Source organism: Pseudomonas sp. Lz4W (assembly GCF_000346225.2).
In the GTDB taxonomy this organism is placed as follows: Bacteria; Pseudomonadota; Gammaproteobacteria; order Pseudomonadales; family Pseudomonadaceae; genus Aquipseudomonas; species Aquipseudomonas paraversuta.
Genome location: NZ_CP017432.1, coordinates 4,714,039 through 4,737,310, shown reverse-complemented (window position 1 = coordinate 4,737,310; position 23,272 = coordinate 4,714,039). Strand labels below are relative to the sequence as shown.

Here is a 23,272-nt window from a genome sequence, read left to right as displayed (position 1 = left end):
CTCAGTTGCCGCGCGTAATGCTCAGGCCTTTGAGCAGGCTCAGGGCCTGGCTCAGCTGGAAGTCGTCATCCTGCGGCATCGGCTTGGCTTTGGGGCCCGAACCGCTGGGCTTGTCTGCACCGCCGTTACCGTTGCCGAGGTGACCTTGCAGGTCGGCCTCTTTGTAGTACTCGGTGTCTTGCTCGCGGGTAATCTTGGCGCGGCTGACTTCGATGTCCGGCACGATGCCCTGGGCCTGGATCGAACGACCGTTGGGGGTGAAGTACAGCGCGGTGGTGATCTTCAGTGCGCGGTCATTGTTCAGTGGCAGTACGGTTTGCACCGAGCCTTTGCCGAAACTGGTGGTACCCATCACCACGCCACGTTTCTGGTCCTGCAGGGCACCGGCGACGATTTCTGATGCCGAGGCGCTGCCGCCGTTAATCAACACCACCAGCGGAACGCCCTCGCTCAGGTCTTTGCCGGTCGCGGAGAAGCGCAGCTCGGAGTTGGCGATGCGGCCTTTGGTGTAAACGATCAGGCCCTTGGTGATGAAGTGATCCACCACTTCAACGGCCGATTGCAGGACTCCGCCCGGGTTGTTGCGCAGGTCGAGAATGATGCCCTTGAGTTTTTTGTTGCCGTTGTCCCGACGCAGCTTGGACAGCGCGGCGGCGACTTCTTCGCCGGTCTTGACCTGGAACTGGGTAATGCGGATATAGCCGTAGCCGTCTTCAAGCAGCTGGCTCTTGACGCTTTTGACCTGAATGTTGGCGCGGGTCAGGGTCACGTCGAACGGCGTGCCGCCATTACGCACCAGGGTCAGGGTGATTTTCTGACCGATCTTGCCGCGCATCAGGTCGACCGCCTCGGTCATGCTCAGGCCACGGGTGGGCTGGCCGTTGATCTTGACGATAAAGTCGCCGGCCTGAATCCCGGCCTTGCTCGCCGGGGTGTCGTCGATTGGCGAGACGATCTTGATATTGCCGTCTTCGGAGCCGACTTCGATGCCAAGCCCGCCGAATTCGCCGCTGGTGCTCTCTTGCAGCTCGGCAAAGTCTTCAGGGCCCAGGTACGCGGAGTGCGGGTCAAGGTTGCTGAGCATGCCCTTGATGGCGTTTTCGAGCAGGGTCTTGTCATCCACAGGTTCAACATACGCAGCCTTGATCCGGTCCATGACCTCGGCAAATGTGCGCAGCTCGTCCAGCGGCAGTGGCGCCTTGGCGCTGTTGGCAGGCACCGGATGAGCAGCCGGCTCGGCAGCAAATGCCAGAGGCGAGCCGATCACCAGAGCGATCATCAGGGCCAGCGAGTTGAGGCGGGACAAATGCTGCATGTTGAACGAACTCCTACGTTTTAAAAGTGATGGGCTCATCCTTGAGCGCGACACCATTGTGCAGGGTCGCTGGGGCGGCCCTGCTGACGAATAGCAAAATACAGTGCGGGGGTCGCCTGACCACCGCTGTTACCGACGGTAGAAATCACCTCTCCGGCTTTAACGATATCGCCGGCCGACTTGAGCAGTGTCTGGTTGTGGCCATACAGGCTCAAGTAGCCGTTGCCGTGGTCCAGAATCACCAGCTGGCCGGCGCCGCGCAGCCAGTCGGCAAACACTACGCGACCACCATGTACCGCATGCACCGGGGTGCCTGCACCGGCGCTTATCATCACCCCGTCCCACTTGGTACGGGCATCATCACCACGGCTTTCACCGAAGCGCGCAAGCAATCGACCATCAACTGGCCATGGAAGTTTGCCCCGTGCCTGAGAAAAAGGTCCACCGTAGGACACACCGGCACTCGAAACCAGGGCGCCCGGCGTCGATTTGACCGGTTTGCGCGGGGCGTCGGTGGCAACCGCTTCAGCCTCCCGTTGACGTTTCTTCTCTGCTTCCTGCTGGGCGATCAGGGCTTTTTGCCGCGCTGCCTCGGCTTCACGGGCCTGGCGGGCGAGGGTCTCTTCAATGGTCTTGAGGACTTTAGCCAGATCGGCCTGATCCTGCTCGCGAGCCTGCAGCTTTTGATCGCGGTCTTTAACGTCGGAATTCAGTTTGGCCAGCACTTGCTGGCGCTCTGCGCGGACTTTATCCAGTGCGGCGCGCTGCTCATCGAGGCTGCTTTTCTGGGTCAGCAACTGGGCCTGTTGCAAGTTGATGTCGGCTTCGACATTGGCCAGTTGGCGCAGGGTTTCGTTGAAACTCTTGAGCTGCTCCAGGCGGGCCTGGCTCAGGTAGTCGTAATAGGTGAGGGTTCGGGCGAACTTCTCGGGGTTTTGCTGGTTGAGCAGCATCTTCAGGTATTCCTGACGTCCGCCCTGATAGGCGGCACGGGCCTGAATGGCGATCAGGCGTTGCTGTTCAAGTTTTGCGCTGTGGAGTTTTTTTTTCTCGCTATCTAGGCGCAGCAGCTCGCCTTCACTCTTTTTTAGTTCTTTTTGCAGGGTTTCTACCTGCTTCTCCAGCTTGCCGATTTCGGTTTCGGTACCGCGCAGGTCTTTTTGCACGCCGGATTGTTCTTGCTGAAGCTGGCCAAGGCGTTTTTTTAGCTCGCCAATATCCTGGCGGGTAGCTTCCAGCTGTTGTTGGGTTTGTGCGCGCTCGTCGGCAAACGCCGGTTGGAGCAGGCATGCGAGGGTCAGGGCTATAAGGGCGCGAAGCATGGGGCGGGCGACACCTGGGGAACGGGACGGCCTAGTATGCCCGCCATCGTTACCTATAAGAAATGGATGGAAGTGAAATAGTAGCTGCAGATCCTGTACGCGAAATTCCTGCAGGAGCGAGCTTGCTCGCGAGCCTTGAAAGCTCGCTCCTGCAGGTGCATGGCTTTAAGCGTCGAGCAAAATGCTCTTGCCGGTCATTTCTTGCGGCTGCGCCAGGCCCAGCAGCTTGAGCATGGTCGGTGCCACGTCGGCCAATACGCCACCTTCACGGACCTCGAATGCACGCTTGCCTACATAGATGAACGGGACCGGTTCACAGGTGTGGGCGGTGTGCGCCTGGCCAGTGGTGTCGTCGGACATCTGCTCCACGTTGCCGTGGTCGGCGGTGATCAGGGCTTCGCCACCGACCTTGTCCAGCGCTTCGACGATGCGGCCGACACAGGCATCCAGGCATTCAACAGCCTTGACCGCAGCATCGAATACACCGCTGTGGCCGACCATGTCGCCGTTGGCGTAGTTAACGACAATCACGTCGTAACGCTGGTGCTCGATGGCATCGACGATCCTGTCGGTGACTTCGGGTGCGCTCATTTCCGGTTGCAGGTCGTAGGTCGCCACTTTCGGCGACGGGATCAGAATGCGCTCTTCACCCGGGAACGGTTCTTCGCGGCCACCGGAGAAGAAGAAGGTCACGTGGGCGTATTTTTCGGTTTCGGCAATGCGCAGCTGGGTTTTGCCGTTTTTCGCCAGATAGTCGCCGAGTACGTTTTCCAGGCTGCCGGGAGCAAATGCGCTAGGCGCCGGGATGCTGGCGGCGTATTGGGTCAGCATCACGAAGCCGGCCAGTTTCGGCTGGCGTGCACGTTCGAATTCCTTGAAGTCGTCTTCAACGAATACGCGGGTCAGTTCGCGGGCCCGGTCGGCACGGAAGTTCATGAAGACCACGGCGTCGCCGTCTTCGACCTTGACCGGCTCACCAATGGTGGTGGCTTTGACGAATTCGTCGCTCTCGCCACGGGCGTAGGCAGCTTCCAGGCCCTCCTGGGCGGTGGCGGCGTTGAACTCGCCCTTGCCGTCGACAATCAGGTTGTAGGCCTGGGATACGCGGTCCCAGCGGTTGTCGCGGTCCATGGCGAAGTAGCGCCCGATCAGGCTGGCGATACGGCCTTTGCCCAGGGCCTTGAAGGCCGTGTCTAGCAGTTCGATGGACGAACCTGCACTTTTTGGCGGAGTGTCGCGACCATCGAGAAACGCGTGCAGGTAGATTTTTTCGGCGCCGCGCTTGAAAGCCAGTTCGGCCATTGCCACGAGGTGGTCCTGGTGGCTGTGAACGCCGCCTTCGGACAGCAGGCCCATGATGTGCACGGCCTTGTCTGCAGCCACGGCTTTGTCGACCGCGGCGCAAATGGTCGGGTTCTCGAAGAACTCACCGTCGCGGATCGACTTGGTGACGCGGGTGAAATCCTGATACACCACGCGGCCGGCGCCGAGGTTCATGTGGCCAACCTCGGAGTTGCCCATTTGGCCGTCTGGCAGACCGACATCCATGCCCGAGCCTGAAATCAGGCCGTTTGGCATGCTCGCGCAAAGACGGTCGAGCACCGGTTTTTTGGCCGCATAGACGGCGTTGCCCTTGTGGCTTTCACTGTGACCGAAGCCATCCAGGATGATCAGGACCAAAGGTTTAGGCGTGGTAGTCATAGATCCCACTTGTGGCTGGTTTATTGGAAGGTGTGAAGAAGACGCGCAGTTTAAAGCGAAGTTCATGTGACGTCACCGCCGGGCGGGGTTTGGCCGACCAAGGCGGCTGTGTATACTGGCCCACATTTTACGACCCTGGAACCTTCTGATGGTTGAGCACCTGATTGCATTTGCGACTTCTCACTACCTGCTTGTAGGCGCGTTTGTCATCCTGTTGGCGCTGTTGATCGCCCACGAGATGAGCCGAGGCGGGCGCAGCATCAGCACGGGCGAACTGACCGGCCTGGTCAATCGCGACGAAGGCGTGGTGATTGATATTCGCCCGGTAAAAGACTTTGCCGCCGGCCACATCGTGGGTTCGCTGAATATCCCGCAAGACAAGTTGATGGCGCGCATTGCCGAGCTGGACAAGCACAAGGGCAAGACCATTATCCTGGTTGATGCCCAGGGCCAGCATTCAGGCTCCCACGCCCGTGAGCTGCTCAAGGCCGGCTACAACGCTGCCAAACTGTCCGGCGGCATTGGCAGCTGGCGCGCCGACAACCTGCCAGTGGTGAAGTAAAAATGTCCAAGGTCACCGTTTACTCCAGCGATTATTGCCCTTACTGCATCCGAGCCAAGGCTTTGCTTGAAAACAAGGGTGTAGCCTTTGAAGAAATCAAGGTCGACGGCAAGCCTCAAGTACGGGCCGAAATGGCTCAGAAGGCAGGTCGTACGTCGGTGCCGCAAATCTGGATTGGCGAGAAACACGTTGGCGGATGCGATGACCTGTTTGCCCTGGAGCGCGCAGGTAAATTGGATGCGCTGCTGAACGTCTGACTCTCATTCTCTATAAGCCCCAAGATCAACAAGGATCTGTGATGACTGACCAACAGAACACCGCTGCTGTTAGCGATGAAGACACCGCTCCACAATTTTCCCTGCAGCGTATCTACGTGCGCGACCTGTCGTTCGAGGCCCCTAAAAGCCCGGCGATCTTCCGTCAGCAGTGGGAGCCGAGCGTTGGCCTGGATCTGAACACCCGTCAAAAGCCGCTGGAAGGCGACTTCCACGAAGTGGTCCTGACCTTGTCGGTTACCGTGAAAAACGGTGACGAAGTGGCGTTCATTGCTGAAGTTCAGCAGGCTGGCATCTTCCTGATCAAAAACCTTGATCCGGCGTCGATGAACCACACTCTGGGCGCGTTCTGCCCGAACATCCTGTTCCCGTACGCCCGTGAAACCCTGGACAGCCTGGTTACCCGTGGCTCGTTCCCGGCGTTGATGCTGGCTCCGGTGAACTTCGATGCCCTGTACGCGCAAGAATTGCAGCGCATGCAGGAAGAAGGCAGCCCGACTGTTCAATAAACAGTCGATGCCCAATAAAAAAGCGCCTTGATGGCGCTTTTTTATTGCCCTTGTCCAAAGGCTATCTGTAGGAGCGAGCTTGCTCGCGAGCTTTTCCATGCGCCAGCAGCTCGCGAGGCAAGCTCGCTCCTACAGGTTTTTTTGCGTATTACTTGAAGTCCAGCTGGCGCCAGGCCTCGTACACAGCCACGGCCACGGTGTTGGACAGGTTCAGGCTGCGGCAACCTTCACGCATCGGCAGACGCAGGCGGTGGTCGCCGTCCAGCGCATCCAGCACTTCTGGCGGCAGGCCCCGGCTTTCCGGGCCGAAGATAAAGGCATCACCTTCGGCAAACCGGGCGTCGTGGAACGGCCGTGAACCTTTGGTGGTAAAGGCGAACAGTCGCGGATGGCCCAGGCTTTCGAGGCAACTGGCCAGATCGGCATGGCGCTTGAGCGGCGCGTACTCGTGGTAATCGAGCCCGGCCCGGCGCAAGCGCTTGTCGTCCAGCTCAAAACCGATAGGCTCGATCAAATGCAGGTGGCAGCCGCTGTTGGCGCACAGCCTGATAATGTTGCCGGTATTCGGCGGAATTTCTGGTTGAAAAAGGATGACGTGAAACATGCACGGCTCCGAACTTAAAGATAGGCAGCATTCTACGCCTGAAGAAGACCCGCGGCCGAAACTATGGCCACGGGTTTTAGGTTCTTTGGTGATAGTCGGTGTAATGGTGGGCATGATGATCGGGCGTTTGACCGCGCCTGTGCCGGTTGAGCTGCAGCAAGTGGAGGTGTTGCCCGGTGCGCTGGTGGTGTGGTTCAGCGATGAGCCCAAGCTGCATGGCGAGCTGGTTGATGGCACGCTGGGGTTGCTGTTCGATGCCAGGGGCAAGCCGCAGAACGGCCAGTTAAAGCTGGGTGACAAGGTGGTGAACTGGCGGCTACGGCATACCGATGGCGGGTTGCTGCTGACCTTGGTGGCGGCCCGTGCGCTGCAGGGCGACTGGGCCGGAGCGTCCCGGGACGGGCGCTGGCGACTGCAGATAAACCTGCGGGAGTAATAAAAGAGGGAATTGCGGCCTGCCTGTACCGGTTCCCCAAAATCGTTGTGCGCCTCGATGCATAAGGCATCAAGGCTGCGGGTGTAAAAGTGGGGAGTCTTGACCTGCCTGTATCAAGGTCCCCTAAAGCGTTATCAGGGTTATTGCAGGGTGCATGCCAGTTCTGGTTTTTCTGCCTGATTTTTTTCCTTGATATGCAAAAGCCCCGGAATCCGGGGCTTTTCTGGGACTGCTGTTTTGGGTTGTCGATGTTGCTGTAACCATTGATCCAGAGCTGTGCACACAAATAGTGCGTGTTGCCTGAAGCTGGTGCGGTCCTGCAGGAGCGAGCTTGCTCGCGATCGTTCAGGCCGATCACAGGGGTGCCATCGCTGGCCAGCCGGCTCCCCCATCATCGCGCCGCCGAGTCATGCCTCGTCGCTGTCATCCTCGTCGCTATCAATCTTCATCCCCAGCTCCTTGATCTTGCGGGTCAGGGTGTTGCGGCCCCAGCCCAGCAGCACGGCTGCATCGCGACGACGGCCTGCGGTGTGCTTGAGGGCGGTCTCGATCATGATCCGTTCAAACGTCGGCACGGCACTGTCGAGCAGGTTGGACTGACCCCGGCCCAGCGCCTGATCAGCCCACTGACGCAGGGCCTGTTCCCAGTTGGTGACCGGCGACGTGTCCTGCTGCAGGTTCAGCAGCTCGGGTGGCAAGTCGCTGATATGCACTTCGCGGCCCGAGGCCATCACCGTGATCCAGCGGCAGGTGTTCTCCAGCTGGCGCACGTTGCCCGGCCATGGCAGGTTTTTCAGGTATTGCTCGGTCTCGGCCTTGAGCAGCTTGGGCTCGACAGACAGCTCTTGCGCGGCGCTTCTGAGAAAGTGGCGGGTCAGGGTCGGGATATCCTCGCGACGGTCCGACAGGCGCGGGATATGAATGCGGATCACGTTCAGACGGTGGAACAGGTCTTCACGGAATTTGCCGGCCTGGACCAGGGTTTCGAGGTTCTGGTGGGTGGCGGCAATGATCCGCACATCGACCTTGACCGGCGTATGACCGCCGACCCGGTAGAACTCGCCATCGGCCAAAACCCGCAGCAGGCGCGTTTGGGTGTCGGCGGGCATGTCGCCGATTTCGTCCAGAAACAGGGTTCCGCCATCGGCTTGCTCGAACCGGCCGCGCCGCAGGTTGGCGGCTCCGGTGAAGGCACCTTTCTCGTGGCCGAACAGCTCGGACTCCATCAGGTCCTTGGGGATGGCCGCCATATTCAACGCAATAAAAGGCGATGCTGCGCGCGGACTATGGCGATGCAGGGCGTGGGCCACCAGCTCTTTACCGGTGCCCGACTCGCCATTGATCAACACCGTGATGTTGGAGTGGCTAAGCCGGCCAATGGCGCGAAACACCTCTTGCATCGCCGGGGCTTCACCGATGATTTCCGGCGTGCGTGCCAGCGCTGGAGGGACGGCCAGGCCTTGTTGTTCCTGGGCGTGCTGGTTGGCACGCTTGACCAGGGACACGGCTTCGTCGACGTCGAACGGCTTGGGCAGGTATTCGAACGCGCCGCCCTGATAGGACGCCACCGCACTGTCGAGGTCGGAGTGGGCGGTCATGATAATCACGGGCAGGCGGGGGTGCTGTTCGCGAATCTTGGCCAGCAAGTCCAGACCGCTGGCGCCGGGCATGCGAATGTCCGAAATGATCACGTCGGGCTGCTGGCGGGCGAGGCGGCTCATCACCCCGTCGGCGCTGTCGAAACTTTGTGTGGTCATGCCTTCCTGTTGCAAGGCTTTTTCCAGGACCCAACGGATAGAACGGTCGTCGTCGACGATCCACACGGTTTCACTTCGGCTCATGTCGATGCGGCTCCTTGTTCCAGTGGTAGAAAGATCGAGAAGAGTGTGTGGCCGGGGTGGCTCTCACACTCGATCAATCCCTGGTGCTGACTGATGATGTTCTGGGTAATGGCCAGTCCCAGCCCGGTGCCGTCAGGGCGGCCGCTGACCATTGGAAAGAACAGAGTGTCTTGCAGCTCGGGAGGGATGCCCGGGCCGTTGTCGATAATTTCGATTTTGGTCACCAGTCGATGGCGGATATGGCCGATGGTGAACTGGCGCATGGCCCGGGTACGCAGGCTGATGCGGCCCAGGCGCAGCTCGTTCTGGCTGCCAATGGCCTGCATGGCGTTACGCACAATATTGAGCACTGCCTGAATCATCTGTTCACGGTCGATCAGTAGGTCGGGCAGGCTCGGGTCGTAGTCGCGCACCAGCGTGATGCTGCCCTGTGTTTCGGCCTCGACCAGATTGCACACCCGCTCCAGCACTTCATGCACATTGGTCATGGCCAGCGATGGCAGCTTGTTGGAGCCCAGCATGCGATCTACCAGATTACGCAGGCGATCGGCTTCTTCGATGATGACGTTGGTGTAGTCCCGCAGGCTTTCATCGGGTAGCTGGCGGGCCAGCAACTGGGCCGCCCCGCGAATGCCGCCCAGCGGATTCTTGATTTCATGGGCCAGGCCGCGCACCAGCATCTTGCTGGTTTCCTGCTTGGACAGCTGGGCTTCTTCCTTGGTGATGCGCAGCAGCCGGTCGCGGGGGTGCACTTCAAGCAGCAACATGGTGCTGCCGTGGCTCAGGATCGGGGTCACGGCGTAGTCCACCGTCAGGTTCTGGCCGGTGAGCGAAGTCAGCATGGCTTCGCGCTTGGTGAACGGGTGCGCTTGCTCAACCGCCTGGCGCAGCGAGTGCAAGGCTTCGGTGGACTCAGTGAACAGTTCACTGATGAATTGCCCATGACTGCGTTGGCCACTGATGGCCAGCAGCATTTCCGCCGCCGGGTTCATGTACTCAAGACGCAGGTCGGCATTGAGCAGCAGTGTGGCGGTGGTCAGATTATCGAGTAGCAGTCGGTGCAGGGCATCACTGATGGTCATGGGCCGATCCCGGATTGCATGCGCGGGTGAGGCGCTGAGACTAGGAAAATGCAAAAAACAAACCAAGGCTCCGAAAAGAAGCGTTATTCGCCTGAAATAGGGGGTTGCAGCCCTTTTAGATGGCGTTTATGCGCTTGGAGTGAGTCGTTTTGAACCAAATTGGGCTGGCAAGTGTGTCTTCGCTCTGTTGTTGCACCAATATAGTGCAGATTTGCTGAATAGATTCAGTTCTCTGCGAGACGGTCTTGTGCCGCCTGACGATGCGGGTCGCGATCAGGTTTGATTGCCGGCCCGGGCTCTTGTTCGGGCAACAGCATGGAGGAGGGGATCAAGGTCGACGAATACTTGAATGCTGCGATCCGGTTTGCGGGTTGCACGGATATCGGCTCTGCCTGGACTCCTGCCAGGGGTACGTTGCTGAAGATCAAGCTGGCGTTGTCGGGGGCCTGGCGATAGACCTGCGCGCCAGCCGGGTGGGCAAAAACAAGCAGCAACAGTACTTTCGGCATCATCGCAGGCCGCCATCCCGTGGGAAGAAAAGGCGGTCATTCTGGGGCAGTGCTGATGGCTTTAATGTAGGGCGGGGCCTTTCTCGGCCAGGTCAATGGCAGCCGTTCCTGTCGGAATTTTTGTGACCGCGCAATCGGCGCCAGGGATAAAGTGCCGGGCATAAAAAAGGCCTCCCGAAGGAGGCCTCTTGGTAACGCCTGCACGGGCAGGCGTTGCTGGATCAGCAGCTGTAGTACAGCTCGTATTCCAGTGGGTGTACGAAGGTGCGAACCTTGATTTCTTCTTCGCTTTTCAGTGCGATGTAAGCGTCGATGAAGTCGTCGCTGAAAACGCCGCCTTTGGTCAGGAACGCACGACCTTTATCCAGCTCTTCCAGGGCTTCTTTCAGGCTGCCACAAACCTGCGGGATCTCTTTGGCCTCTTCAGGCGGCAGGTCGTACAGGTTTTTGTCAGCTGCGTCGCCTGGGTGGATCTTGTTCTGGATACCGTCCAGGCCAGCCATCATCAGTGCTGCGAAGCACAGGTACGGGTTGGCTGCCGGGTCCGGGAAACGTGCTTCGATACGGCGCGCCTTAGGGCTCGACACGTAAGGAATACGGATCGAAGCGGAACGGTTGCGAGCCGAGTAGGCCAGCATTACCGGAGCTTCGAAGCCTGGTACCAGACGCTTGTAGGAGTTGGTGGCCGGGTTGGTGAAGCCGTTCAGGGCCTTACCGTGCTTGATGATGCCGCCGATGAAGTACAGGGCGGTGTCGGACAGGCCGGCATAACCTTCGCCTGCGAAGGTGTTCTTGCCATCTTTGGAGATGGACATGTGAACGTGCATACCCGAGCCGTTATCGCCGTACAGAGGCTTGGGCATGAAAGTAGCGGTACGGCCGTAGGCGTCTGCCACGTTGTGTACGCAGTACTTCAGGGTCTGAACTTCGTCAGCCTTTTTCACCAGGGTGTTGAACTGCACGCCGATTTCGTTCTGGCCGGCAGTTGCCACTTCGTGGTGGTGCACTTCGATGACCAGGCCCATTTCTTCCATGGCGTTGCACATGGAGGTACGGATTTCGTGGTCGTGGTCGAACGGAGGAACCGGGAAGTAGCCGCCCTTGATACCTGGACGGTGGCCACGGTTGCCGCCTTCCACGTCCTGGTCGGACATCCACGAACCTTGTTCGGAGTAGATCTTGAACATGGAACCGGAGATGTCGGATTTGAACTTCACTTCGTCGAAGATGAAGAACTCTGGCTCCGGACCTACAAATACGGTGTCGCCGATACCGGTGGACTTCAGGTATTCCTCGGCACGGGTGGCGATGGCGCGCGGGTCGCGATCGTAGCCTTGCATGGTCGAGGGTTCGATGATGTCGCACACCAGAATCAGGGTTGGCTGTTCGGTGAACGGGTCCAGAACGGCAGTGCTGTCGTCCGGCAGCAGAATCATGTCGGACGCTTCGATGCCTTTCCAGCCAGCAATGGAGGAGCCGTCGAACATTTTGCCGTCGGTGAAGAAGTTTTCATCCAGCGCATCACGGGCCGGCATGGTCACGTGGTGCTGAGTGCCTTTAGTGTCAGTGAAGCGCAGATCAATCCACTTGACGTCATGATCTTTGATGAGTTGAACCGACTTCGACATAGTGTCCTCCGGGGTGGCTTCGGGCTAGGTAGTGGAGAGCCCGTTAAAGGTGGTTGATGCCGGCGCGAATACTCTGCCAAGGCAACCTGCCTCACAAGGGAGCAAATTGCATGCCAGTGCCCCGACTTGGGCGTAATGCCCCAATCTCAAGCAGATAAGGGCCGCAGACTACCGATTAAGGCGTCTTGCCGCACTCAAATGAAGCGAAAACCGACGCTTTTGACCTGTTTTGGTGCATCGAAAACCGTTTGTACGATAACTGGTTAAACCTTGAGCAATTTCCGCTATAATCCGCGCCCCCCTTTTTTGGCAGGCTGCTCGCGCGCTGTTTTCATGAAACTAATCGTTAAAGTCTTCCCCGAAATCACTATTAAGAGCCGTCCGGTTCGGATGCGTTTCGTCCGCCAATTGGCTAAAAACATCCGCGCTGTGCTCCGCGATCTGGACCCGGCTGTGGTGGTGACGGGCGTGTGGGACAACATCGAGCTGCAAACGCGCGTGACCGACCCCAAAGCCTTGAAGGAGATGACTGCGCGCCTGAGCTGCATGCCGGGCATCACGCATTTCCTGCAGGTCGACGAGTACCCGTTGGGTGACTTCGATGACGTGGTCGAGAAGTGCAAACTGCACTTCGGCGATGCGCTGGCAGGCAAGATTTTTTCTGTGCGTTGCAAACGCGGCGGCAAGCACCCGTTTACCTCGATGGAAATCGAGAAATACGTCGGCAGCAAGCTGCGTCGTGAATGCGGTGCGGCAGGAATCGACCTGAAAAAACCGGAAATCGAAGTCCGCTTCGAAATTCGCGACCAACGGTTGTTTGTGATTCACAGCCAGCACGACAGCATCGGCGGTTTCCCGCTGGGCTCGCTGGAGCAGACCCTGGTGTTGATGTCCGGTGGTTTCGACTCCACCGTTGCCGCCTACCAGATCATGCGCCGCGGCCTGATGAGCCACTTTTGCTTCTTCAACCTCGGCGGGCGTGCCCACGAACTGGGCGTGATGGAAGTCGCGCACTATATATGGAAGAAGTACGGCAGCTCCCAGCGCGTGCTGTTTGTCAGCGTTCCTTTCGAAGAAGTTTTGGGGGAAATTCTCGGCAAAGTCGATAACAGTCATATGGGCGTCATTTTGAAGCGTATGATGTTGCGCGCTGCAACCCGTATCGCTGAGCGGCTCGATATCGAAGTGCTGGTTACCGGTGAAGCGATTTCCCAGGTTTCGAGCCAGACCCTGCCCAATTTGTCGCTGATCGACTCGGCTACTGACAAATTGGTTCTGCGTCCGCTGATCGCTAGCCACAAGCAGGACATCATTGATCAGGCGGTTGAAATCGGTACGGCCGATTTTGCCAAGCACATGCCTGAATATTGCGGGGTGATTTCGGTCAACCCCAAGACCCACGCCAAACGCAATCGCGTGGAGTACGAAGAACAACAGTTCGATATGGCCGTGCTCGAGCGTGCGCTGGAGCGGGCCAAACTGGTGCCGATTGATCGGGTGATCGATGAATTGGGCCAGGACTTGCAAGTCGAAGAAGTCAGCGAAGTGCTGGCGGGCCAGATCGTGATTGACATCCGTCACCCGGATGCTCAGGAAGATCAACCGCTGGAACTGGCTGGCATCGAAGTACAAGCGTTGCCGTTTTATGCTTTGAACAGCCGCTTCAAGGAACTGGATGACACCCGTCAGTACCTGTTGTATTGCGACAAAGGCGTGATGAGTCGCCTGCATGCTCACCATTTGCTCAGTGAGGGGCATGCCAATGTGCGCGTTTATCGACCGAGCTAAGAGCCCGGGGCTGTATGCCTGTGGCCTGCGTCACCGGCCCCCCGACGCCGAGGTCAAGTTGTAACGGCTTGACCTGACTCTACTGTTAATCGCTGCCACGACCTGTCAGCACACCGAATCCTCTGATCGAGATACACAAGTGATCGAAAATCTACGTAACATCGCCATCATTGCTCACGTTGACCACGGTAAAACCACCCTGGTAGACAAACTCTTGCGTCAATCCGGCACTCTGGAACGCGGCGAGCTCAACGACGAGCGCGTGATGGACTCCAACGACCAGGAAAAAGAGCGCGGCATTACCATTCTTGCCAAGAACACCGCTATCAACTGGAACGGCTACCACATCAACATCGTGGATACCCCGGGCCACGCCGACTTCGGCGGTGAAGTAGAGCGCGTGATGTCGATGGTTGACTCCGTTCTGCTGCTGGTTGACGCTCAAGACGGCCCTATGCCGCAAACCCGTTTCGTGACCAAGAAGGCTTTCGAAGCCGGCCTGCGTCCAATCGTGGTTATCAACAAGGTTGACCGTCCAGGCGCGCGTCCGGACTGGGTTCTGGATCAAATCTTCGACCTGTTCGACAACCTGGGTGCTACCGAAGAACAGCTGGACTTCAAAGTGGTTTACGCCTCTGCCCTGAACGGTATTGCTGGTCTTGACCACACCGACATGGCTGAAGACATGACCCCGCTGTACCAGGCGATTGTTGACCACGTTCCGGCTCCAAAAGTTGACCGTGACGGTCCTTTCCAGATGCAAATCTCGGCACTGGACTACAACAGCTTCCTGGGCATCATCGGCGTTGGCCGTATCGCTCGTGGTCGCGTCAAGCCGAACACCCAGGTTGTGGCCATCGATGCTGACGGCAAGCGCCGTAACGGTCGTATCCTGAAGCTGATGGGTCACCACGGTCTGCACCGTATCGACGTTGAAGAAGCAGCTGCCGGCGACATCGTCTGCATCAGCGGCTTCGACCAGCTGTTCATCTCCGACACTCTGTGCGACCCACTGAACGTCGAAGCGATGAAGCCGCTGACTGTTGACGAACCTACCGTTTCGATGACCTTCCAGGTTAACGACTCGCCGTTCTGCGGCCGTGAAGGCAAGTTCGTAACCAGCCGTAACATCAAGGAACGTCTGGACAAAGAACTGCTCTACAACGTTGCTCTGCGCGTTGAAGAAGGCGACACCGCTGACAAGTTCAAAGTGTCGGGTCGTGGTGAGCTGCACTTGTCGGTACTGATCGAAACCATGCGTCGCGAAGGCTTCGAAATGGGTGTTGGTCGTCCGGAAGTAATCATCCGCATGGTTGACGGCGTTAAGCACGAACCGTACGAAAACGTAACCATCGACCTGCCGGAAGAATCGCAGGGCGCAATCATGGAACAGATCGGTATCCGTAAAGGCGATCTGACCAACATGGTTCCGGATGGCAAGGGCCGTGTTCGTCTTGAATACAACATCCCTGCACGTGGCCTGATCGGTTTCCGTAACGAGTTCCTGACTCTGACTTCGGGCGCTGGCATCCTGACCTCGATCTTCGACCGTTACGACGTGATGAAGTCGGGCGACATGTCCGGCCGTCAGAACGGCGTTCTGGTTTCGGTTGCTACCGGTAAGGCTCTGACTTACTCGCTGGAAACCCTGCAGGCTCGCGGCAAACTGTTCCTGGGTCACGGTGAAGACGTGTACGAAGGTCAAATCGTCGGCATCAACAGCCGCGACAACGACCTGGGCGTTAACCCAACCAAAGGCAAGAAGCTCGACAACATGCGTGCTTCGGGTAAAGACGAAACCATCGCTTTGGTTCCGCCTATCCGCTTCACCCTGGAGCAAGCTCTGGAATTCGTTCAAGAAGACGAATTGTGCGAAGTGACTCCTAAGTCCATCCGTCTTCGTAAGAAGATCCTGGGCGAAAGCGAGCGTACCCGCGCCAGCAAGAAAAGCAGCAAATAAGCTATTTATTTAGCTGAATAAAAAACGCCCCCGGCCTTGCGGTCGGGGGCGTTTTTTTGTGTCCGGGATTTGAGTGCAGAACAGGCCAGGGATGGGGCGGGTTGCAGGATCAGCATCGCCGGCAAGCCGGCTCCCACAGGTATCGGGTGCAGTGCAGGCCTTGTGGGAGCTGGCTTGCCAGGGATGGGGCAGGTTGCAGAGTCAGCATCGCCGGCAAGCCGGCTCCCACAGGTATTGGGTGCAGTGCAGGCCTTGTGGGAGCTGGCTTGCCAGGGATGGGGCGGGTTGCAGGGTCAGCATCGCCGGCAAGCCGGCTCCCACAGGTTATGGGTGCAGTGCAGGCCTTGTGGGAGCTGGCTTGCCAGGGATGGGGCGGGTTGCAGGGTCAGCATCGCCGGCAAGCCGGCTCCCACAGGTATCGGGTGCAGCGCAGGCCAGGGATGGGGCGGGTTGCAGAGTCAGCATCGCCGGCAAGCCGGCTCCCACAGGTATTGGGTGCAGTGCAGGCCTTGTGGGAGCTGGCTTGCCAGGGATGGGGCGGGTTGCAGGGTCAGCATCGCCGGCAAGCCGGCTCCCACAGGTATTGGGTGCAGTGCAGGCCTGATGGGAGAAGGCTTGCCAGGGATGGGGCGGGTTGCAGGGTCCGCATCGCCGGCAGCCGGCTCCCACAGGTAATGGGTGCAGTGCAGGCCTTGTGGGAGCTGGCTTGCCAGCGATGGGGCAGGTTGCAGGATTATCATCGCCGCAAGCCGCCCCTTCGGGTTAAAACACCATCAGCTTCTCGCTGCTGTTTTTGCGTTCAACCGCTTTGGGCACATAGGCGCAATAACCCGGGCGCGGGCCTATCCGCGGGTGATTGCGGCAAGTGTCCGGGCGCTTTTCGTAAATGGTGCACATGCGTGACTTGCGATCCAGGTACAGGCAGTCGTTATTGCTCATGCGCTGCAGGGTGAAAATCCCGGACTTCTGGTTGAAGCGCTCCACGATCCCTTCTTTCTGCAGGCGCTTGGCGATGTTCTTCGGCGGATCGCCCATCTCGAACTCATCGACGATGCCGATACGGATCAGGTCTTTGATCTTGACCTCCACCGGCAGCGTGCAGCAGCTGGAAATGCAGGAGCCGCACATGGGCGCGGAGTATTTGGCCCAGGTATCGATACGGTCGATTTCCGCGGCGGCGATCAGGTTGGACTTCATCAGGCTTGTTTTCCGGCGTGCATCAGGGCGCGCGATCATACCGGGGTTGGTGAATCTGTGAACAACCATTTGCCGGTTTTTCGATCAGGGCCATGTTTTAAGGCGCCCTTTCTCGTATGCGCATCGTTTTGGGGCAATGTTCATTTCGTCAGTTTTTTTTATGGAAACCGCCATAAAAGCCCGAATCAAAGCGTTTAGTTCCTGTCGAAAGGTCTAGGCTGAATCCACCCGTTCTTCAAATCGCTCCATCTCGCTCGAGGTTGTATCGATGCCCCAGGAACCGCTTGTTCGTGACGCACAGGTGGCGGCTTTTCGGGCCGCCGTAGTAGCCAAACTGACTTACGCGGTGGGCAAGGACCCGGAACACGCGTTTGACCATGACTGGTTTGAAGCCATTGCACTGGCTGCCCGCGACCATATGGTCGAGCACTGGATGGACCACACGCGGCAGATTTATCGCAAGGATCAGAAGCGGGTGTATTACCTGTCGCTGGAGTTTCTGATCGGTCGCCTGCTTTATGACAGCCTGAACAATCTGGGGCTGCTGGAGGTGGCGCGTGAGGCGATGACCGGGCTTGGGGTCGATCTGGAACGTATCCGCCTGCTGGAGCCCGATGCGGCGCTTGGCAACGGCGGGCTGGGTCGGCTGGCTGCCTGTTTCATGGAAAGCATGTCCACCCTGAGCGTTGCCGCCCACGGCTACGGCATCCGTTATGAACACGGACTGTTCCGCCAGAGCATCGTCGACGGCTGGCAGCAAGAGCAAACCGAGAACTGGCTGGACTTCGGCAACCCGTGGGAGTTTGAGCGCGCCGAAGTGACGTACTTGATAGGTTTTGGCGGAGCGGTTGAAACCCGGCAGGATGAACACGGCCAGTCACGCCAGGTCTGGGAACCCAGCGAGACGGTGCGGGCCATCGCCTATGACACACCCGTCGTCGGCTGGCGCGGTGCCAGTGTCAACACCTTGCGCCTGTGGCGGGCCAGGGCCCTGCATGACTTGAACCTGGGGCGTTTCAATGCCGGTGACCATTTGGGTGCAGTGGCCGAGGTGGTGCGTGCCGAAAGCATCTCCCGTGTGCTGTATCCGGCAGACAGCAACGAGGCCGGGCAGGAGCTGCGCTTGCGCCAGGAGTTTTTCTTCGTCTCGGCTTCGCTGCAGGATCTGTTGCGCAGACACCTGCACGTTCACGACACGCTGCTGAATCTGGCCGAGCATGTTTCCATCCAGCTCAACGACACCCATCCCTCGATCGCCGTTGCGGAACTGATGCGCATCCTGGTTGATGAACACGGCATCGAGTGGCCGACGGCCTGGAAAGTCACCGTCGATACCTTGTCGTACACCAATCACACCCTGCTCCCCGAAGCGCTTGAAACCTGGCCCGTGGGGTTGATGGAGCGCATGTTGCCGCGTCATATGCAGATCATCTACTTGATCAACGGCTATCACATCGACTCACTGCGCAACCAGGGGGTGCATGATTTCGATGTGCTGCGTGCCGTGTCCCTGATTGAAGAAGAGCATGGCCGCCGGGTGCGGATGGGCAATCTGGCGTTTCTCGGTTCCCACAGTGTCAACGGCGTTTCCGGACTGCACACCCAGTTGATGCGCAGCACGGTGTTCTCCGAGTTGCACAAGCTTTACCCGGACCGGATCAACAACAAGACCAATGGCGTTACTTTCCGCCGCTGGCTGTTTCAGGCCAATCCGCCATTGACCGTGATGCTGGTTAACGCGCTGGGGCCTGATGTCCTCGATGAAACCGAGCACAAGCTGATCAAGCTGGAGCCTTTTGCCGAGCGCGCAGATTTTCGCAAGCAATTCGCCGAGCAGCGTCTGCAAAGCAAATGCACGTTGGCAGCGCTCATATATGAGCGGCTGGGGGTGGTGGTCAATCCTGAAGCGATGTTCGATGTGCAGGTCAAACGGATTCACGAGTACAAGCGCCAACTGCTCAACCTGTTGCACACCGTTGCGCTGTACCAGGCCATTCGTGCCGAACCGGGCAACCACTGGGTACCCCGGGTCAAGATTTTCGCGGGCAAGGCGGCGGCCAGTTATGAGCAGGCCAAGCTCATCATTAAACTGGCCAATGATATTGCCCGTACTGTGAACAACGACCCGACCGTGCGCGGCCTGCTCAAAGTGGTATTTATCCCCAACTACAACGTCAGCCTGGCCGAGAGCATCATTCCGGCAGCTGACTTGTCCGAGCAGATATCCACTGCGGGCTATGAGGCATCGGGTACCAGCAATATGAAGTTCGGTCTCAACGGGGCGCTGACCATCGGCACCATGGACGGAGCCAACGTGGAAATGTGCGAACGGGTGGGGGCCGATAACATGTTTATTTTCGGCCTCAGTGCGGAGCAGGTCGAAGCCCGTAAGCGTAATGGCGAGTTTCACGCCGGGCCCGATATTGCAGCCTCACATCGACTTGATGATGTATTGCAGGCCATACGCGGCGGGGTCTTCTCCCACGATGACCCGGCGCGATACACCGGTTTTGTCGATTCGCTGATTGATTACGACCGGTTTCTGGTCTGTGCCGATTTCGATGCGTACTGGGCGGCCCAGATGCGGGTTGAAACCCTGTGGCATGACACGGACGCCTGGTGGCGCAAGGCGGTACTGAATACGGCGCGCATGGGCTGGTTCTCCTCGGACCGGACCATTCGCGAGTATGCGACTGAAATCTGGAAAGCCATGTAGAGCGCTTGCAGTCGCTGCCGCAGGCTGCGATCGAGACCGCCGGGCCCGTGCTTTCAAGAGCCAGGCCCCTGCGGGACGTATCGCAGCCTGCGGCAGCGGCTACAGATTTTTGCCTGATTTAAGGATTCAGCTGAACCCGCTCGGCCGGTTCTGAGTCTGATTAGAAGATTTGCACGGCAACACGCGTTAAACTGCGCGGGTTTTTCGCCCCCTCCCCATTGTTCGGAGCCTTACATGTCCCGCGTTACCCTGAGTCGCTATTTGATCGAGCAGACCCGCAGCAACAACACTCCTGCTGATTTGCGTTTCCTCATCGAAGTGGTGGCGCGTGCTTGCAAAGAGATCAACCACGCCGTGTCCAAAGGCGCCCTGGGTGGTGTTCTGGGCAGCATGGGCACTGAAAACGTACAAGGTGAAGTGCAGAAGAAACTCGACGTGATTTCCAACGAAATCCTGCTCGAAGCCAACGAATGGGGCGGTCACCTGGCCGGCATGGCGTCCGAAGAAATGGACAATGCCTACCAGATTCCGGGCAAATACCCTAAAGGCGCCTACCTGCTGGTTTTCGACCCGCTGGACGGTTCGTCGAACATCGACATCAACGCGCCGGTCGGCACTATCTTCTCGGTACTGCGTTGCCCGAACGAATATCTGACCCAGAACGAGCCTTTGAATGAAAAGGCCTTCCTGCAGCCAGGAACACAGCAGGTAGCGGCCGGTTATGCCATTTACGGCCCTCAGACCATGCTGGTACTGACCCTGGGTGACGGCGTCAAAGGCTTCACTCTGGATCGCGAAATGGGCAGCTTCGTGCTGACCCACGAAGACATCACCATTCCTGAAACCACTCAGGAATTCGCCATCAACATGTCCAACCAGCGTCACTGGGAAGCTCCGGTACAGCGCTACGTCGACGAGTTGCTGGCTGGCGAAGAAGGGCCGCTGGAAAAGAACTACAACATGCGCTGGGTTGCCGCGATGGTTGCCGACGTACACCGGATCCTGACCCGTGGCGGTCTGTTCATGTACCCGCGCGACAGCCGCGAGCCGTCCAAGCCGGGTAAATTGCGTCTGATGTACGAAGCCAACCCGATGTCGTTCCTGGTGGAGCAGGCGGGTGGTGCGTCCACTGACGGCCACCAGCGTATCCTCGACATCCAGCCGGAAGGCCTGCACCAGCGTGTAGCAGTGTTCCTGGGTTCGAAAGAAGAAGTGGCGCGCGTGACCTCGTACCACGCCAAGTAAAACCCCGCGTTACCCTCCTGTAGGAGCGAGCCTGCTCGCGAGCTTTTCAAAACAGCTCGCGAGCAAGCTCGCTCCTACAGTTGTTTCCGGCCCTGGAACAAATCCCCCGCCCTCCGGGAACCACCCCGCACTTTTCTCTTCTAAGCTTGCATCAGGCGGCTCGGCCGACTTTCTCAATCAGGAGCTTTTCCATGAAGTTGCGTTCTTTGGCGATGTTGTCGTTCTGCGTTTTGCTGGCGGCATGCAGCAAGGTCAATCAGGAAAATTACGCAAAACTGTCGGCCGGCATGACCAAGGCCGAGGTCGAAAAACTCTTGGGTAGCCCGACCGATTGTTCCGGTGCACTGGGTATGTCGAGCTGCACCTGGGGTGACAAGACCAGCTTTATCAGCGTGCAATATGCGGGCGATAAAGTACTGATCTTCTCGGGTCAGGGTCTGAAGTAAGTATTAAGGAGCGTTTGCGATGAAAGGTCTTTTAGCTTCGCTTGGCGCTGCGCTGCTGTTGGCCGGATGCGCCACTTCCGACACTGATTCGCTGGCCCCCAAAACCGTCGAAAGCGTCGATCTCAAGCGTTATCAGGGCACCTGGTACGAACAGGCAAGGTTGCCGATGTTCTTCCAGCGCAACTGTGCACAATCCGAGGCGCACTACAGTCTCAAGCCGGACGGTAACGTTGCAGTACTGAACCGTTGCCGGACTGCAGAAGGCAAGTGGGAAGAAGCCACGGGCACAGCGACGCCCCAGGTTGCGGGGAAAACCGACAAGCTGTGGGTCGAGTTCGACAACTGGGTGTCATCCCTGCTGCCGGGGGTGACCAAGGGCGATTACTGGGTGTTGTACCTGGGGGATGGCTACAGCACGGCGCTGGTGGGTAATCCGGACCGGCGTTATTTGTGGCTGCTGTCACGCAAGCCGCAGATCGATCAGCAAACCCGTGAGGAGTTGCTGAACAAGGCTCAACAACAGGGCTATGACACCACACGGTTGATCTGGCGTACCCCTGACGCGGACATGCCCAAAGGCACGAAGTAGGGCTGCAGCTGCAGGAGCGAGCAAGCTCGCTCCTGCAGGGGCCGGGTACTTAGCCGCGCAGCAGGGTTTTCCACGCGCGGTTCTGGTACACCGCAATCGCTTGCTGCTTGCGAGCGTTGAGCAGCAAGTCGTTGCTCTCGGCATCTTCAGAGATTGGCTGGTTGGCCAGTTCCTGCAGTTTGTTCATTTCGCCGTACAAACGATCGATTTCCGGGATTTCCAGCACGTTACGCGCCAGGCGCAGCCATGCCTGAATCCGTTCGATGCGTGGCAGTTGCTCGGCCAGATCTTCGGGTTGTTGCTGGTAGCGGTTCAGACGCAGGGCGATGGCTTCGTCCGACAGCAGACGCGGCAACCAGCTGGCCAGCTGCGCAGCACCCTGGCGATTGCCACGGGTTGTGCCGCGATCAATGGTCCAGCTGCGGGCCATCAACCAGCGCGAGGTGTTCAGCGAGAACTGACCCCAGCGTGGATCTTCCAGCTCTTCCAGGAACTGCTCCGGCGCGGCTTTACGCACGTCTTCGTCGTCCTGGCCGATTTGTACCAGCGGGCGCCAGTCTTCAAGCAAGGCATCGAGCTCGGCACGCAACGCGCTGGTGGACTGACGTGGTGCGGCCTGACCCAGGCTGCTGACCAGTGCCCGCAGGTCAGTCAGTTGCTGAACCCAGTCTTGCAGCAAACGCCAGTGGCCATTGAAACGGTACTGCTCGGCCAGACGCTGGCTGCTGCCCAACAGGTGCCAGGCCAGCGCAGCAAAGGCGTCGTCCAGCGGTGTTTGCGGGGTCAGAACAGGTGCCGGCAGGCTGACGGCATAGCTGTTGGCGTCGAACAGGCGATAGCCGCGTTCTGCCTTGCTGATGTCGCATGGCATCAGGGCCAGCTTCTCGGCCAGCTCGGCTGCCAGTTCCAGCAATGCAGCCGGCTCGCCTTCGCGCAGTTCGAGTTCCAGCTCGCAGATTTCTTCTTTCTGCTTGCCGGCAATCACATGGCCGAAGTCCAGCGCCGCTTCGATCACGACCTTGGCTTTGCCGCGGCCCCAGGAAATTTCAGCGCGTTCGCGGACAAAATCTGTGGTGAAGATCGGTTTCAGGGTTTTCTTGTCCAGCTCGGCCAACTCTTCGGGCCAGCATTCGCCGTCGAGTTTTTTGGTGTCGAGCTTGGCTTTCGCCAGCTTCCAGTCGTATTCGTTACGCTCCGACAGCCCGGCAATGCTCTGGCCGCGGGTCTTGAGGGTCTGGATAACTTCTTCGCCATCACGGCGCAGGCGCAGGGCAACCTTGGCCTTGGCCAGGTCGCGCTCAGGCGTGTCGAAGTACTGGTTCAACAACTCACGGCTTTCCCAGCCACTTTTGTTGCGCTTTTTCAGCAGTGGGTGCTCGCGCAAGGCGGCGAGGGTTTCGCGGCTGACGCGGAGTTTGATTTCAGTTTCTTTTTGCATGGCCGGAAAATCCAGGATCGGTGCGCAGCCGGGAAAAGTGTGGCTGCCAAGGCCGTGCAGTGTACAGGACAAGCCGCCCCGGCGCGTCGCACGGGTTTATTCTGCCTGC

20 protein-coding genes are annotated in these 23,272 nt (G+C 58.7%); 10 read left to right on the top strand and 10 right to left on the bottom strand.

The genetic code is table 11. The features are described 5' to 3' along the window. Window position 1: 1 nt before the first annotated feature. The 3 genes from B195_RS21530 to gpmI all read right to left on the bottom strand — a co-directional run bounded on the left by B195_RS21530 (window position 2) and on the right by gpmI (window position 4,338). A complete protein-coding gene (locus B195_RS21530) occupies window positions 2-1,315 on the bottom strand; it encodes a S41 family peptidase (protein WP_003438574.1) in 1,314 nt (437 codons plus the stop codon). 35 nt (window positions 1,316-1,350) lie between these two features. Next, window positions 1,351-2,637 carry a murein hydrolase activator EnvC gene (locus B195_RS21525; RefSeq protein WP_003438581.1) on the bottom strand — a complete coding sequence of 429 codons (1,287 nt, stop codon included), beginning with the start codon at window positions 2,635-2,637 and terminating at the stop codon, window positions 1,351-1,353. Window positions 2,638-2,802: 165 nt separating this feature from the next. Then, window positions 2,803-4,338, bottom strand: coding sequence for a 2,3-bisphosphoglycerate-independent phosphoglycerate mutase (gpmI, locus tag B195_RS21520; RefSeq protein ID WP_003438583.1), 1,536 nt, complete (start codon window positions 4,336-4,338; stop codon window positions 2,803-2,805). A gap of 148 nt (window positions 4,339-4,486) precedes the next feature. Here gpmI and B195_RS21515 point away from each other — a divergent pair, with 148 nt between their 5' ends. Genes B195_RS21515 through secB form a run of 3 tightly spaced genes read left to right on the top strand, consistent with a single transcriptional unit; the run spans window position 4,487 to window position 5,684 of the window. Continuing rightward, window positions 4,487-4,900 carry a rhodanese-like domain-containing protein gene (locus tag B195_RS21515; protein ID WP_003438586.1) on the top strand — a complete coding sequence of 138 codons (414 nt, stop codon included), beginning with the start codon at window positions 4,487-4,489 and terminating at the stop codon, window positions 4,898-4,900. A gap of 2 nt (window positions 4,901-4,902) precedes the next feature. Continuing rightward, on the top strand, window positions 4,903-5,157 hold the full coding sequence (grxC, locus tag B195_RS21510) for a glutaredoxin 3 (RefSeq protein WP_003438589.1): 255 nt from the start codon (window positions 4,903-4,905) through the stop codon (window positions 5,155-5,157). A 41-nt stretch (window positions 5,158-5,198) separates the two neighbouring features. Further along, a complete protein-coding gene (gene secB / locus B195_RS21505) occupies window positions 5,199-5,684 on the top strand; it encodes a protein-export chaperone SecB (protein ID WP_003438592.1) in 486 nt (161 codons plus the stop codon). A 148-nt stretch (window positions 5,685-5,832) separates the two neighbouring features. Here secB and B195_RS21500 read toward each other — a convergent pair whose 3' ends face one another. Beyond that, the gene (locus B195_RS21500) at window positions 5,833-6,288 is read right to left on the bottom strand and encodes a tRNA (cytidine(34)-2'-O)-methyltransferase (RefSeq protein WP_003438595.1); all 456 of its coding nucleotides are present in this window, start codon (window positions 6,286-6,288) and stop codon (window positions 5,833-5,835) included. Between B195_RS21500 and B195_RS21495 the strand changes: the two genes are divergently transcribed. Beyond that, window positions 6,287-6,724: a hypothetical protein gene (locus B195_RS21495; protein WP_003438598.1), complete on the top strand. Its 438-nt coding sequence runs from the start codon at window positions 6,287-6,289 to the stop codon at window positions 6,722-6,724. The two genes, B195_RS21500 and B195_RS21495, sit on opposite strands and share 2 nt — an antisense overlap. Window positions 6,725-7,131: 407 nt before the next feature. On the opposite strand, the gene ntrC is transcribed toward B195_RS21495, so the two are convergent. The 4 genes from ntrC to glnA all read right to left on the bottom strand — a co-directional run bounded on the left by ntrC (window position 7,132) and on the right by glnA (window position 11,784). After that, window positions 7,132-8,565: a nitrogen regulation protein NR(I) gene (gene ntrC / locus B195_RS21490; protein WP_003438601.1), complete on the bottom strand. Its 1,434-nt coding sequence runs from the start codon at window positions 8,563-8,565 to the stop codon at window positions 7,132-7,134. Next, window positions 8,562-9,647, bottom strand: coding sequence for a nitrogen regulation protein NR(II) (glnL, locus tag B195_RS21485; RefSeq protein WP_003438604.1), 1,086 nt, complete (start codon window positions 9,645-9,647; stop codon window positions 8,562-8,564). The genes ntrC and glnL overlap by 4 nt, the downstream gene beginning before the upstream one ends. A 224-nt stretch (window positions 9,648-9,871) precedes the next feature. Further along, a complete protein-coding gene (locus B195_RS21480; protein WP_003438607.1) occupies window positions 9,872-10,159 on the bottom strand; it encodes a hypothetical protein in 288 nt (95 codons plus the stop codon). A 218-nt stretch (window positions 10,160-10,377) separates the two neighbouring features. Beyond that, window positions 10,378-11,784, bottom strand: a complete 1,407-nt coding sequence (gene glnA / locus B195_RS21475) for a glutamate--ammonia ligase (RefSeq protein WP_003438610.1) — start codon at window positions 11,782-11,784, stop codon at window positions 10,378-10,380. Window positions 11,785-12,117: 333 nt separating this feature from the next. Between glnA and thiI the strand changes: the two genes are divergently transcribed. Further along, window positions 12,118-13,572, top strand: coding sequence for a tRNA uracil 4-sulfurtransferase ThiI (thiI, locus tag B195_RS21465; protein WP_029612550.1), 1,455 nt, complete (start codon window positions 12,118-12,120; stop codon window positions 13,570-13,572). A 139-nt stretch (window positions 13,573-13,711) separates the two neighbouring features. Then, the gene (gene typA / locus B195_RS21460) at window positions 13,712-15,532 is read left to right on the top strand and encodes a translational GTPase TypA (RefSeq protein ID WP_003438614.1); all 1,821 of its coding nucleotides are present in this window, start codon (window positions 13,712-13,714) and stop codon (window positions 15,530-15,532) included. Between the two features lie 762 nt (window positions 15,533-16,294). On the opposite strand, the gene B195_RS21455 is transcribed toward typA, so the two are convergent. Next, window positions 16,295-16,732, bottom strand: coding sequence for a YkgJ family cysteine cluster protein (locus B195_RS21455; protein WP_029612548.1), 438 nt, complete (start codon window positions 16,730-16,732; stop codon window positions 16,295-16,297). A gap of 265 nt (window positions 16,733-16,997) precedes the next feature. Here B195_RS21455 and B195_RS21450 point away from each other — a divergent pair, with 265 nt between their 5' ends. From B195_RS21450 to B195_RS21435, 4 genes are all read left to right on the top strand, one after another. Continuing rightward, window positions 16,998-19,445 carry a glycogen/starch/alpha-glucan phosphorylase gene (locus tag B195_RS21450; protein WP_003438630.1) on the top strand — a complete coding sequence of 816 codons (2,448 nt, stop codon included), beginning with the start codon at window positions 16,998-17,000 and terminating at the stop codon, window positions 19,443-19,445. Between the two features lie 234 nt (window positions 19,446-19,679). Beyond that, window positions 19,680-20,690, top strand: a complete 1,011-nt coding sequence (locus B195_RS21445; RefSeq protein ID WP_003438633.1) for a class 1 fructose-bisphosphatase — start codon at window positions 19,680-19,682, stop codon at window positions 20,688-20,690. Window positions 20,691-20,881: 191 nt separating this feature from the next. Further along, window positions 20,882-21,136, top strand: a complete 255-nt coding sequence (gene bamE / locus B195_RS21440) for an outer membrane protein assembly factor BamE (RefSeq protein ID WP_003438636.1) — start codon at window positions 20,882-20,884, stop codon at window positions 21,134-21,136. Window positions 21,137-21,155: 19 nt separating this feature from the next. Continuing rightward, window positions 21,156-21,725: a lipocalin family protein gene (locus B195_RS21435; RefSeq protein WP_003438640.1), complete on the top strand. Its 570-nt coding sequence runs from the start codon at window positions 21,156-21,158 to the stop codon at window positions 21,723-21,725. Between the two features lie 49 nt (window positions 21,726-21,774). On the opposite strand, the gene B195_RS21430 is transcribed toward B195_RS21435, so the two are convergent. Continuing rightward, window positions 21,775-23,163: an inorganic triphosphatase gene (locus tag B195_RS21430; protein ID WP_003438648.1), complete on the bottom strand. Its 1,389-nt coding sequence runs from the start codon at window positions 23,161-23,163 to the stop codon at window positions 21,775-21,777. Window positions 23,164-23,272 lie beyond the last annotated feature (109 nt).